At 72.2% G+C, this 12,919-nt stretch carries 12 protein-coding genes; 6 read left to right on the forward strand and 6 right to left on the reverse strand.

Annotated features, from left to right (window positions below; genetic code table 11):
• Positions 1 to 272 precede the first annotated feature (272 nt).
• A complete protein-coding gene (locus LEL83_RS12730; protein ID WP_225559089.1) occupies positions 273 to 1,538 on the forward strand; it encodes an MFS transporter in 1,266 nt (421 codons plus the stop codon).
• A 167-nt stretch (positions 1,539 to 1,705) separates the two neighbouring features.
• Here LEL83_RS12730 and LEL83_RS12735 read toward each other — a convergent pair whose 3' ends face one another.
• The 6 genes from LEL83_RS12735 to LEL83_RS12760 form a co-directional block, all read right to left on the reverse strand.
• Positions 1,706 to 2,377, reverse strand: coding sequence for a response regulator transcription factor (locus tag LEL83_RS12735; RefSeq protein ID WP_198656065.1), 672 nt, complete (start codon positions 2,375 to 2,377; stop codon positions 1,706 to 1,708).
• A gap of 86 nt (positions 2,378 to 2,463) precedes the next feature.
• Positions 2,464 to 3,786 carry a hypothetical protein gene (locus tag LEL83_RS12740; protein ID WP_198656064.1) on the reverse strand — a complete coding sequence of 441 codons (1,323 nt, stop codon included), beginning with the start codon at positions 3,784 to 3,786 and terminating at the stop codon, positions 2,464 to 2,466.
• The gene (locus LEL83_RS12745) at positions 3,783 to 4,940 is read right to left on the reverse strand and encodes a sensor histidine kinase (RefSeq protein ID WP_225559090.1); all 1,158 of its coding nucleotides are present in this window, start codon (positions 4,938 to 4,940) and stop codon (positions 3,783 to 3,785) included. The genes LEL83_RS12740 and LEL83_RS12745 overlap by 4 nt, the downstream gene beginning before the upstream one ends.
• 278 nt (positions 4,941 to 5,218) lie before the next feature.
• A complete protein-coding gene (metX, locus tag LEL83_RS12750) occupies positions 5,219 to 6,421 on the reverse strand; it encodes a homoserine O-acetyltransferase MetX (protein WP_225559091.1) in 1,203 nt (400 codons plus the stop codon).
• Positions 6,422 to 6,692: 271 nt separating this feature from the next.
• The gene (locus LEL83_RS12755) at positions 6,693 to 8,024 is read right to left on the reverse strand and encodes a bifunctional o-acetylhomoserine/o-acetylserine sulfhydrylase (protein ID WP_225559092.1); all 1,332 of its coding nucleotides are present in this window, start codon (positions 8,022 to 8,024) and stop codon (positions 6,693 to 6,695) included.
• Between the two features lie 175 nt (positions 8,025 to 8,199).
• Positions 8,200 to 9,294, reverse strand: a complete 1,095-nt coding sequence (locus tag LEL83_RS12760; RefSeq protein WP_198656060.1) for an acyltransferase family protein — start codon at positions 9,292 to 9,294, stop codon at positions 8,200 to 8,202.
• A 110-nt stretch (positions 9,295 to 9,404) separates the two neighbouring features.
• Between LEL83_RS12760 and LEL83_RS12765 the strand changes: the two genes are divergently transcribed.
• The 5 genes from LEL83_RS12765 (at position 9,405) to LEL83_RS12785 (ending at position 12,887) form a co-directional block, all read left to right on the forward strand.
• Positions 9,405 to 10,178: an SDR family oxidoreductase gene (locus LEL83_RS12765; protein WP_225559093.1), complete on the forward strand. Its 774-nt coding sequence runs from the start codon at positions 9,405 to 9,407 to the stop codon at positions 10,176 to 10,178.
• An 81-nt stretch (positions 10,179 to 10,259) separates the two neighbouring features.
• Positions 10,260 to 10,793, forward strand: coding sequence for a phosphoribosyltransferase (locus tag LEL83_RS12770; RefSeq protein WP_225559094.1), 534 nt, complete (start codon positions 10,260 to 10,262; stop codon positions 10,791 to 10,793).
• Positions 10,790 to 11,509, forward strand: a complete 720-nt coding sequence (locus LEL83_RS12775; protein WP_198656058.1) for a Type 1 glutamine amidotransferase-like domain-containing protein — start codon at positions 10,790 to 10,792, stop codon at positions 11,507 to 11,509. Before LEL83_RS12770 ends, LEL83_RS12775 begins: the two co-directional genes overlap by 4 nt.
• Positions 11,510 to 11,514: 5 nt before the next feature.
• Complete coding sequence (locus tag LEL83_RS12780; RefSeq protein ID WP_225559095.1) at positions 11,515 to 12,198, forward strand: uracil-DNA glycosylase; 684 nt, start codon at positions 11,515 to 11,517, stop codon at positions 12,196 to 12,198.
• Positions 12,199 to 12,281: 83 nt separating this feature from the next.
• Positions 12,282 to 12,887, forward strand: coding sequence for a GNAT family N-acetyltransferase (locus LEL83_RS12785; RefSeq protein WP_198656056.1), 606 nt, complete (start codon positions 12,282 to 12,284; stop codon positions 12,885 to 12,887).
• Positions 12,888 to 12,919: the final 32 nt, after the last annotated feature.

A 12,919-nucleotide genomic window follows, 5' to 3' on the forward strand; every position in this document is an offset into this window, starting at 1 on the left:
CCACGGTACCGGAGCGCGCTTCCGTTCGCCCTTTGGAGCGGTCTACACTGCTGGGACCGGGTCGTCGCGGCAGTCGCCCACGACGCCACCCGGACCGTCCCGTTCGTCGCTGAACCCGGACCGGCACCCCGGTCGTGACGGCGTGATCGACCGTCGTCACACGCGCTGCGCGGACCGGTCTGCCGATCCGGCTGCAGCCGTCGCCGCGTTCCCGATCGCCGCGGTCCCGCACTGCGGACACCTCGATCTCCCTCCCGCACAGAACAGGCCCCATGTCACAGCTCACGCCCGCGCGCCGCGCCCTCGCGCTCGTCTCGCTCGCCCTCGGCGGGTTCGCCATCGGTTCGACCGAGTTCGTCGCGATGGGACTGCTGCCGAACATCGCGCAGGCCCTGCTGCCGCAGCAGTACGGCGCGGATCCCGACGCCGGCATCGCGCAGGCCGGCTGGCTCGTGAGCGCCTACGCCCTGGGTGTCGTCGTCGGCGCACCGACCATCGCGGCGATGTCCGCGCGGTTCCCGCGCAAGGGCCTGATCCTCGTGTTGCTGGTCGGGTTCGTCCTGGCGACCGTCGCGAGTGCGCTGCTGCCCTCGTTCGGCCTGGTGTTCGTCGCCCGCTTCGTCGCGGGTCTGCCGCACGGCGCGTACTTCGGCATCGCGTCGATCGTCGCCGGCGACATGATGGGCCCGGGCAAGCGCGGCAAGGGCATCGCGATGGTGCTGCTCGGCCTGTCCGTCGCCAACGTCGTCGGGGTCCCGGCGATCACGTGGGTAGGACAGGTCGCCGGGTGGCGGGTCGCGTACGGCGTCGTCGCCGCCCTGTTCGCGCTGACGTTCCTGGCTGTGGCGGCCTTCGTGCCGAAGAGCGCCCGCGACGAGCACGCCACGATCGGCCGTGAGCTCCGTGCGTTCCGCGTGCCGCAGGTCTGGATCGTGATGGGCCTGGGCGCCGTCGGCTTCGGCGGGTTCTTCGCGGTCTACTCGTACATCTCGCCCCTGGTGCAGAACGTCACCGGCATGCCGGAGTCGTTCGTGCCGATCGTCCTCGTCGTCGTGGGTGTCGGCATGGTCGTCGGCGGGGTGCTCGGCGGGTACCTGGCCGACCACAGCGTCAAGCGCACGATCTACGTCGGCATGTTCGCGCTCATCGGCGCCCTGCTCGTCACGGTGCTGACAGCGCAGTGGCTCTGGGGCATGCTGCTCGGCGCGTTCCTGCTCGGAGCGACGTCGTCGGCGATCCCGCCGGCGGTGCAGTCGCGCCTGATGGACGTCGCCGGTGACGCGCGGACGATCGCGGCGGCACTCAACCACTCGGCCTTCAACATCGGCAACTCGCTCGGCGCCGCCCTCGGTGGCGCGGTCATCGCGGCCGGCTTCGGGTTCCTCGCGCCGGGCTGGCTCGGCATCGTCCTCGCGCTGCTCGGCGTCCTCGTCACGATGGTGAGCTACTCCATCGAGCGTCGCACCTCGCGCCGGGCCGAGCTGCGCTCCTCGTCGCCGAGCACCGGCCCGATCACCGCACCGGTCCCGATCCACTGACCACGCGGGGTGGGCGTGCCCACCCGCCGGACGGGAGGCCCGGGGCGGCGCCGCACCGGGCCTCCCGTCCGTCACGTGGTGCGGCAGACCGCCCATGGTGAGCAGGAGAGGTCGGGTCCCGTGACGGGACCCGACCTCTCCTGCTCACGAAGCGGGCAGTCAGCGGGCTACAGGTTGAGGGGGCTGCCGTCCTGCACGATGATGCCGTCGGTGATCGCACGCTTCCGCAGTGCCACCTTCGTGCCGACGTCGAAGCCGGCGACGCGGTACTTCTCGCGGATGCGCTTGAGGTAGCTCTTCGCGGTCTCCTCGGAGATGCCGAGCTGGTAGGCGACACTCTTGACGGGCTCGCCGCCGCCGTACAGGGCCATCACGCGGCGCTCCTGGGCGCTGAGCTTCGGGACGCCGCCGACGTCGCCGCTGTTGATGGCGAGGTCGAGCTCGGCGGAGACGTACTGCTCACCGCGCTGCGCGGAGCGGATCGCCTCGACGATCATGTCGGCGTCCTCGCTCTTCACCAGGTAGCCGAGGGCACCGGCGCCGAGGGCCTCGCGCACGACGTTCGGCTCGGAGTAGGTGCTCATCACGACGGTCTTCACGCCGGCGGTCTTGAGCGTCGAGATCTTCAGCGACACCGGGATGGAGTCCTTGAGGTCCAGGTCGAGCAGCACCACGTCGACGGGGAACGCCGGGCTGGTGAGCAGCTCGGGCCAGGTCGTCACGGCGGCGACCAGGGTGATGTCGTCCGCAGCGTTGCGGATCCACTCCGTGAGCGCGCCGAGCAGCATCCTGTGGTCGTCGACGAGTGCGAGTCGGATGGGTTCCTCTGGAGTCGCCATGCTGGCGTCCTTTCTCGGTGCGGTTGCTCCACCGATCCTAGGAGGAACGGGTTCAGCTGACGTGCAGGCGTGCGGGTGTCCCGCGCCTACATCGACGGATGTCGGTTGACAACGCAGTGCGCGACGATGTGGAGCGCGCCGTCCCGCACCGTCTCGGTGTACGGGCCGATGCGCTGCAGTGCGCTCCACGCCGTCGGGCCGAGGCTGCGCCGTGGGACGCCGCGGGACTCGATGACGACGGGTACGTCCATGGTCTCGTCGGAGACCGGGTGGCCGTCCGAGCCGATGGGGCCGAGCGTCACCGAGACCACGGGCATGCCGGGCTGGGCGGTCCGGCCGTCGCCGACCATCTGCCAGAGCGCCTGCAGCAGGCCGTCGCGTTGCGTGGGGGAGAGGTGGCCGGCGAGGGCGGTCGGGTCGGCGACGCTGACCGATCGGCCGAGGTGGTCGGACTCCGTGATGGCGTGGTACAGCCAGGTCTCGCGGCGGCCCTCGATGAGGTGCAGCCGGAGCTCGGTGGCGAGCGAGGCGGCGACGGAGCTCGAGGCGTCGGACAGCGGCAGCGGGTCGGTGCCGTTCGCGACGGCGTCGAGCAGCTTCTCGGCGGCCAGGTCGAGCCGGGCCAGCTCGTCGGACGCCAGCATGCCGACGGCGAACTGCGGCGCCTGCACGTTGCTCTGCACGAGCACGCGGTCGAGTTCGCGCTGCACGAGCTGCCGGAACCGCTGCACGACGTACAGGGCGATCGCCGGCGGCACCACGACGAGCGAGAGCAGGGAGACGATGCCGGGCAGGGTGTCCGCCGTGATCGGCGTGGACACCGCGGCCATCACCACGAACGCCAGGCCGAGCACCGTGATCGCCGCCGCGACCTCGCGAGCCGGCCGGAGCGTCGCGATGGGCAGCAGCGCGAAGCCCGCCGCCATCGACGCCGTGGCGGTGTGGGCGATGTCGTGCTCGGGCCAGATGCCGACGAAGTCGAGCGCCACCACGCCGGCGAGCACCACGCAGATGAGCGCGAACGCCGGCCCGGTCAGGCGTTCCCCGTACGTCAGGACGCTCAGTCCGACGATCACTGCGGCGACGATGTACAGGCCCCAGGCGGCGGCCGGCAGCAGCGGATCGGAGTACTCGTCCCACCGGATCAGGAAGAACGCGATGCCGGCGACGGCCTCGATGGCGGTGAGGATGGCGGCACCGAGGCCCAGGTACCCCGCGCCGAGCGATGCACCGGGCTTGGCCGCCTGGCGCAGCGAACGGGCGCCGGTCGAGGTGGACGGCAGCCCGCGGGCCTGCCGACGTTCGCTCGTCCGGTACCGCTCACGGGCCTCCCGCCGGGTGCGCGGTGCGGGCGGCGCGGTCTCGCCCGGAAGCCGTCGGCCGATGGTGTCCTCGGGGACCCTGGTCATCGCGGTGCCTCCAGCACGACGGTGGTGCCGGAACCCGGCGCGGAGAACAGCTTGGCGTCGCCGCCGACCTCGCGCAGCCGGTTCACGACGCTCTCCTTGAAGCCCAGACGCTCAGCGCTGACGGTGGTGAGGTCGAAGCCGACGCCCGAGTCGGTGACCATGGCGCGAACCATCTCGTTGTCGTGCACGATCGTCACGTGCGCCTCGCCGACCCCGGCGTGCCGGCGGACGTTCTCGAGGCACTCGCCCAGGGCGAGCAGGAACGCGTCGAGCACGTTCGACGGCAGCAGGACCTGGCCGGTGCCGTGCCAGCTGACCTCGAGCCCCATCCGGCCGAAGCGCTGCTTGACGGACTCCAGGGTCTGCCCGAGCGGCGACTCCTCTTCGCGGGTGAGCGAGTAGTCGCCGGAGGACTGCGGCTGCGGCGTCGCGCCGAGTCGCAGGTGGCGCAGGAGCCGGGCGTCCTCGGCGGCCTGCTCGCGCATCGCCTGGTCGGACACCCCGACGCCGGAGTGCGCCAGCAGGGTCAGGGTGGCCAGGACGGTGTCGTGGAGCAGCCGGGCGCCCTGGCGACGCTGGGCCTCGGTCTCGCTCGCCTGTCGCTCCGCGCGGTGGGCCGAGCCGATCGTGTAGATGCGACGAGCGACGCGGGGGATGCTGCGCGAGATCCAGACGGCGACGACGGCCATGAGCACCCAGCCGAGCAGCGCGCCGCTGACCGGTGTCGACAGCACCGACCCGGAACCCCAGACCATCACGACGACGACGGCGACGCCCCCGGCGATCGTGATGCCGAGGCCGGTGGGGTGCCCGCGCTGCGCCATCAGGGGTGACGACATCCCGCCGGCGGCGAGCGGCATCACGGCGCTGGCGATGAGCGGCCGCACGGGGTCGTCGACGCCGAAGAACAGCAGCAGCATCGCCGCGAGGCCGGTCGTGACGATCGCGGCGGTCCACCTGACCGCGCCGGAACGGCCGAAGAACACGAGCGCGGTGACCATGGCGGCGATGCACAGCAGACCCGCGGTGAGCGACGGCGCGGGCACGGCCGCGGCGGCGACGATGCCGACGACGCTCAGGAGCGCGCAGACGACGCCCACGACACGGGTCGTCGACCGCAGCAAGCGGTCGCGTTCCTCTGCGATGAAGTCCATCGATGTCCTGGTCGGTGACGGTCTGGGTGGTACGGGAAACCGAGCGTCGGTCAGCGCCGAACTCCCAGCCATCATTCCACGCGCGACACCCGTTGAGGGGTCTCCGGCGCGCCAGGTCGTGTCGGATGCAGTGAGATCGTTACTGCGGTGGCGTCCGGCGACGCTGGCACAGCCGCGGTGTGCGGCTGCGTCCGGCACCGCTGCCGCGCGGCTGCGCCCGGCACCGCTGCCGCATGGCCGCGACCGTGCCGCCGACCGCGGAGCCGCGCCGCCGCCGCTCAGGCCTCGAGCAGCCGCCGCAGGTGCGCCCCGACCTGCTCGTGCTCGATGAGGAACCCGTCGTGCCCGAACTCGCTGTCGATCACCGCGGCCTCGTCGCCGTCCAGGGCGTCGGGCACCCCGGCCGCGATGCGGTGCTGGTCCTCGATCGGGAACAGCCGGTCGCTCGACACCCCGACGACGAGCGTGCGGGCCGTCACCTGCCCGAGCGCTGCGGCGACCCCGCCCCGTCCGGCACCGACGTCGTGCGAGTCCATCGCGTGCGTCAGCGTGACGTAGGAGCTCGCGTCGAACCGCCGGGTGAACTTGTTGCCGTGGAAGTCGAGGTAGCTCTCCACCGAGAACCGTCCGTCGTCGCCGAGCGGTGAGACGTCACTCTGCCACGACCGGGCGAACCGGCCGTTGAGTTCGTCCGGCGCCCGGTAGGTCATCAGCGCCATCCGCCTCGCCAGGGCCAGACCACGGTGCGGTCCTTCGCCCGCTTCGGCCTCGTAGTAGTCGCCGCCCGCGAACGCCGGGTCCATCTGGATGGCGGCCCGCTGCAGCGAGTTCGCGGCGATCTGGTCGGCCGTGGTCTGCGCGGTCGACGCCAGGACCGCCAAGCGCTGCACGCACGACGGGTGCGTGACGGCGAACTCCAGGGCGTGCATCCCGCCCATCGACCCGCCGACGACGGCCGCGAAGACCTCGATGCCGAGCCGGTCCGCAAGTTGCCGCTGCACCTCGACCTGGTCGCGGATGGTCAGGAACGGGAAGCGCGAGCCCCACTCGCCCCCGGAGGGCGCCACCGACGACGGTCCGGTCGTGCCCTGGCAGCCGCCGAGCATGTTCGGCGCGACGACGAACCAGCGGTCGGTGTCGATGGCCAGGCCGGGTCCGACGACGTCGTTCCACCAGCCGGCGGTGCGGTGCCCCGGCCCGGGTGCTCCGGCGACGTGCGAGTCCCCGGTCAGGGCGTGCAGGACCAGCACGGCGTTGCTCCGCTCGGGGTCGAGCGTGCCCCACGTCTCGTAGGCGACGCGGACGGCCGGCAGCCGCCCGCCCCGCACCCACTGCTCACCGAGGGCCTCGAACCGGCGGGCCCCGGGGTGGTCACCCGGACGCCAGGCACCGGTGACGGGCGGCTTGCCGAGGGTGCCGAGTTCGGTGCCGGGCACCAGGGTGGACGGCACGGAGTCCTCGGGGGTCGTCTGCCAGTCCATGGTGCGTCCAGTCTGCCGGGAGGCGCGGGTCGCCGCCGCCGTGTTACGTCACGCCCGGCGCGTGCCCGGGTCGCGCTCGCCGCTCCGTGTGTGTGCATGTTCCGACATCGTGCGCGTCGATCGACTCGTGGAACGTCGGAACATACACACGTACCGGATGCGTGTGCAACGGACGACGTCCCACGCGTCGATCAACACGTGGGACGTCGGAACATGCACTCGTATCGACGCGCTCGCACCCGGGCACGCGCGCACGCCCGGGCGACCGGCGTCAGGCGCGCTGGCCCTCCTGCGCGACGGCACGGGCCGCGGCGAGCCCGGCCTCGAGGTCGGCCCGCAGGTCCTCGACGTTCTCGATCCCGACCGACAGTCGGACGAGCCCCGGCGTGACCCCGGTCGTCAGCTGCTGCTCGGGCGTGAGCTGCGAGTGCGTGGTCGACGCGGGGTGGATGACGAGGGAGCGCACGTCGCCGATGTTCGCCAGGTGCGAGAACAGCTGCAGCTCGTCGACGAACGCCTTGCCTGCCGGCACCCCGCCCTTGAGCTCGAACGACAGCACGGCACCGACGCCCTTCGGCGCGTACCGGTTGGCCGCCGCGTACCAGGGCGACGTCGGCAGCCCGGCGTACGACACCGTCGCGACGTCGGGGTGCCGGTCGAGCCACTCGGCGATCTCCTGCGCGTTCGCCACGTGCCGCTCGATGCGCAACGACAACGTCTCGATGCCCTGCAGCAGGGTGAACGCGGTGTCCGCCGAGTTCGACGCGCCGAGGTCGCGGAGCAGCTGCACGCGTGCCTTGACGACGTAGGCGAGCTCGTTGCCGACGGCCTGGGCGAAGACGGCCCCGTGGTACGACGGGTCGGGCGTGTTGAACTCCGGGAACCGATCGGCGTGCTCCGACCAGGCGAACCGGCCGGAGTCGACGATGACCCCGCCGATCACGGTGCCGTGCCCACCGAGGAACTTCGTCGCCGAGTGCACGACGATGTCCGCCCCGTGCTCGAACGGCCGGATCAGGTAGGGCGTCGCAATGGTGTTGTCCACGATGAGCGGGACGCCGGACTCGTGCGCGACGTCGCTCACCCCGGTGATGTCGAGCACGTTGATCTTGGGGTTGCCGATGGTCTCGGCGAAGAACAGCTTGGTGTTCGGGCGGACGGCTCGACGCCACTCCTCGAGGTCGTCCTGGTCCTCGACGAACGTCGTCTCGATGCCGAGCTTCGCCAGCGTGTACTTGAACAGGTTGTACGTGCCGCCGTAGATCGACGACGACGACACGATGTGGTCGCCCGCGCCGGCGATGTTGAGCACGGCGTACGTCTCCGCCGCCTGCCCCGACGACACCAGGAGCGCCCCCGAGCCGCCCTCGAGCGCCGCGATGCGCTGCTCGACGACGTCGTTCGTCGGGTTCATGATCCGCGAGTAGATGTTGCCCGGCCGGGCCAGCGCGAACAGGTCGCGGGCGTGGTCCGAGTCCTCGAACACGTACGAGGTCGTCTTGTAGATCGGCGTCGCGCGGGCACCGGTCGTCGGGTCCGGCTGCGCCCCGGCGTGGACCTGCGTGGTCTCGAACCGCCAGGCGGCGGCGTCGTTCGTGCTCATCGGTGCTCCTGTCGGGTGCGGTGGTCGTCGGGTCGCGCCGTCGGCCGGGAGGCCCGTGGCGACGCTGCGTCGACCGTCACGGTACGCACGTGGCCGATCCGGCACCAGCGCACCCGCCTCGGGGCGTAACGGACGTGACGGAGGCGGATCGTGCCTCCCGGCCGGCTCGGTGCGCCTAGCGCACCTCGTCCTTCCGGAACAACCAGTCGACCTTCGGTTCGAGCAGCCAGCGCATGCCGCGCCGCACGAAGGGCTGCGCCAGGAACAGGCTGACGGCGCAGGCGATCCCGACCATCAGCAGCACGAACGGCCACGCGGAGTGCTCGCCGGCGAGCACACCGGACTCCCGGATCGGGTAGAGCACGAACGTGTGGAGCAGGTAGACGTACATCGTCGCGGCGCCGAACCGGGTGATCCAGACCGTGCGCCGGGGGATGAGCAGCAGGAACGACGCGGTGAGCAGCGTCGCGAGCAGCATCAGGGCGAAGCGCACGCCGCCCGCCCACCAGGCGTCCTCGCCGAGCCCGGAGTACGAGTCGTCGTAGAAGAACCAGTGGTGCAGGTCGAACTCCTTGAACTGCGGGATCCAGATCGCACACGAGACCGCCCACGCCGCGAACACCACGACCGCTGCGGCGCGGACCCGGACGACCGTGCGGCGCGACGCCTCGTACCAGCGGTCGAACAGCCCCCACTGCTTGACCTGCCACCCGAGCAGGAAGAACGGCAGCAGGCTGATCGCGCGGGACAGCGACAGCGTCGAGTCGACGTTGTCGAAGTAGCCGACGCCGATGCTGAACACGACCGCCCAGAACAGCGGCCACCGCAGCTGCGCCAGGTACGGCAGGATCAGCTTGAAGATGCCCAGGGCCAGCAGGAACCACAGGGTCCACGTCGGCTGGGTCGGGTTGAAGTCCTTGCCGCCCTCGACGATGCCCTGCACCACGGTCCAGATCGTCTGCATGATGATGTACGGCACGACGATGTCCGTGATCGTGCGACGCATGCGCTTGGCGGTGGGGGTGTCCGCCGACGAGAAGTAGCCGCTGATCACGCCGAACGCGGGCATGTGGAACGCGTAGATGAACGTGTAGAGCGCCAGGGCGTGCTCGCTCGCGGGGGTCTGGCGCTGGATCGCGTGCCCGATCACGACGAGCGTGACCGCGACGAAGCGCGCGGTGTCCCACATGGGGATCCGTCGGGGCGTCCGGCCGGGCTCGAGGTGCGTCGCGGGGGCCGAGGGCGCGGGAGGGGCGGCGTCCGTCGTCATCGTCGGTCACGTTACCGGATCGTGACATGGTCGGCCCGGCGCCGTCCCGCTCGGTACGGTGGGCGAGCCGGGCCACGTGCGCCCGGCCACCGACGCAGGAGGCAGATCACATGGCAGCACGGCGCGCAGTCGTCACCGGAGCGAGCTCGGGCATCGGGGCGGCGACCGTCCGACTGTTCCGGTCGCGGGGGTGGGACGTGCTCGCCGTCGCCCGCCGCGCCGCGAAGCTCGAGGCGCTCGCCGCGGAGACCGGGGCGGACGTCCTGGTGGCGGACATCACGAGCGCGGCCGACGTCTCGGCGCTCGCGGACCGCGTGGCGGAGCTCGGCGGTGCCGACGTCCTCGTGAACAACGCCGGCGGTGCCTTCGGGTCCGCGAGCGTCGAGGAGTCCGACGTCGAGGACTGGCGGGCGATGTTCGAGGTCAACGTGATCGGCACGAAGCGCGTCGTCTCGGCCCTGCTGCCGCACCTGCGTGACCGGGCCCGTGCGACCGGGGGAGCGGACGTCGTCACGGTGACGAGCACCGCCGGCTTCGTGGCGTACGAGAACGGCGGCGGGTACAACGCCGCGAAGTTCGCCGAGCACGCCCTCGTCGGGGCGCTGCGCCTCGAGCTGAACGGCGAACCGATCCGGGTGGTCGAGATCGCGCCGGGCATGGTGCAGACCGACGAGTTCTCGCTGACGCGCTTCGGCGGCGACGCGCAGAAGGCCGCCGCGGTGTACGAGGGCGTCGCGGACCCGCTGGTGGCCGAGGACGTCGCCGAGGCGATCGTGCACGCGGTCGAGCTGCCGGCCCACGTCAACCTGGACCTCGTCACCCTGCGACCGGTGGCGCAGTCGGCGCAGCACAAGCTGGCGCGCGGGCCGCTCACCCCGCGCTGAGCCGGAGCACGACGCCGCGCGCAGCGCCCGGGCGGTGGTCGCGGGTCGCGGGCGCGGGCTCCCTGCCGGTACCGTGGTCGGATGCCGATCAGCAGCGAACCCGAGCCCACGGCGTCGGTTCAGTCGACCGTGACCGTGACGAGCGGGCCCGAGGTGCTCGGGTGGCTGGAGTTCGGTGACGCCGCACGCCTGCTCGCCAAGGACGTCCTGTCCTCCGGGTTCGAGCCCGAGGTCGTCGTGGCGGTCGCCCGCGGCGGGCTGATCATCGCCGGTGCCGTGGCCTACGCGCTCGGCACCAAGGAGTGTGGCTCGATCAACGTCGAGTTCTACACCGACGTCGAGCAGCGCCTGGAGGAGCCCGTCGTCCTCACGCCGGCACTCGACGCCCCGAGCCTTGCGGGCAAGCGGGTCCTGGTCGTCGACGACGTCTCGGACTCCGGCCGCACCCTGCGCCTGGTGGTCGACATCGTCCGCAACGCCGGGGCCGACGTCCGCAGCGCCTGCCTGTACTCCAAGCCGGGCACCGTCCTCGAACCGGACCACGTGTGGCGCCGGGTCGACGGCTGGATCACGTTCCCCTGGAGCGCCCTCGCACCAGTGACGGCCGAGTCGTGAGCATCCACCTGGTCGGCGGCGGACCCTTCGCCGCCTCGGACGCCGCAGCACCGTTCCTCGCCGAGGCCACCGCGCGCTCGGCAGCCGTCGGGCGGACCGTCCCGCGCATCGCCCTGCTCTCCGTCGCCCGTCCCGACGGCGCCAGCCCCTCGTCGACCGCCGACATCGCCGAGGTCCTCGGCGGCGCCCGTGCGGCCGAGGTGCTCGTCACCGAGGTCGCTGCCGGTCAGGCGTTCGACACCGCCGTGCTGAGCGACGTCGACGCGCTGGTCGTCGGCGGCGGCGTGACCCCCGACTACCTGACGGCGGTCGCCCCGCTCGTCGACCAGCTCCGGCTGCTCGTCTCCGACGGCCTGCCCTACCTGGGCTACTCGGCCGGTGCGATGATCGCGGCCGACCGTGCCCTGGTGGGCGGATGGCGCATCGGTGGCGTCGAGATCTGCCCCGAGGGCGCATCCGAGGGGCTCGACGAGGTCGAGCTCCGCGAGGGCCTCGGCCTGGTCGACCTGACCATCGACGTGCACGCCGTGCAGGCCGGCACGCTCACCCGCTTGATCGCCAGCGCCGAGGCCGAGTTCGTCGCGGCCGGGCTCGCGATCGACGAGGACACCACGCTCGTCGTGGGCGAGGGCGCCCTCGAGGTCCGGGGGACCGGCAGCGTCTGGCGTGTGGTCGCCGGCGAGGAATCGGTCTCCGTCGCCACCATGGGCGCGTAGTCGTCGTGGAACCACGACCCCTGGCCGACCTGGTCGACCCGGGTTGGGCAGCGGCGCTCGCCCCCGTCGAGGACGACGTGCACCGCATGGGCGACTGGCTGCGGGCCGAGACGGCCGCCGGTCGCCCGTACCTGCCGGCCGGCGCCGACGTGCTGCGCGCCTTCACGGCCCCGTTCGACGCCGTGAAGGTCCTGGTCGTCGGTCAGGACCCGTACCCGACGCCCGGGCACCCGATCGGTCTGTCGTTCGCGGTCGACCCGGCCGTCCGCCCGGTGCCGCGCAGCCTGGCGAACATCTACCGCGAGCTGTCCGACGACCTCGGCGTGACCCCGCCCCCGCATGGTGACCTGCGGGCGTGGTCCGACCAGGGCGTCCTGCTGCTCAACCGGGTACTCACGGTGCGTGCGGGTGATGCCGGCAGCCACCGTGGCAAGGGGTGGGAGGCCGTCACCGACCAGGCCGTCCGCGCCCTGGTCGCGCGCGGCACGCCGCTCGTCGCCGTGCTCTGGGGCGCACAGGCCGGATCGGTGCGGCCGTTGCTCGGTGACACCCCGGTCGTCGCCTCGGCCCACCCGAGCCCGCTCAGTGCCTCGCGCGGGTTCTTCGGCAGCCGACCGTTCTCGCAGGTGAACACGCTGCTCGAGGCGCAGGGCGCCGAGCCCGTCGACTGGTCACTGCCCGGCGCCTAGGCGGCCCGCCGGCGCGGGGCACCCGGGTTGCGCACTCGCTCTCCGCTCGCGCGGCCGGGTGCCGTCCTCAGTAGGCTCGGAACGTGCTCGAGGAGGAATACCAGCGACGGCGGGTCCTGCCGCGTCACCTGCGTGCCCCGGCGGCGGCCGAGACCGCGTTCGCGTACCGCATCCGTGCGGCCGAGGTGAGCGACCTGCCCGACGTCCGCGAGATCCACACGCACTACGTCCGGAACTCGTCGGTGACCTTCGACCCGTCGGCGTTCACCTTCGCCGCGTGGAAGCAGCGCTACGACGACATCCGTCGGCGCACCCTGCCGTTCCTGGTGGCGGAGAACCCCGCCGGCCAGATCCTCGGGTACGCCCTGGTCGACGCCTGGAACCCGCGCGACCGCTCGAACCACGTGGTCGAGGACTCGATCTACCTCGGCGCGGCCTCCGGCGGCAAGGGGCTCGGTCGTGCGCTCATGGAGGCGCTGCTCGACGAGTGCCGCGCCGCGGGCGTCCGCGAGGTCGTCGCCGTCATCGCGGACCGCCAGGCCGAGGCGTCGATCCGGCTGCACGAGCGGCTCGGCTTCGAGGAGGTCGGTCGCATGGGCAAGGTCGGCTACAAGTACGACCGCTGGCTCGGCACCGTCACGATGCGCCTCCGGCTGCGCGGCCCGCGCCTCTTCGCGCGCCGTCGGTAGCCCGCCGGACGGGAGGCGCGGGACGGCCCCGC

Source organism: Curtobacterium oceanosedimentum, from assembly GCF_020297365.1.
GTDB lineage: Bacteria > Actinomycetota > Actinomycetes > Actinomycetales > Microbacteriaceae > Curtobacterium.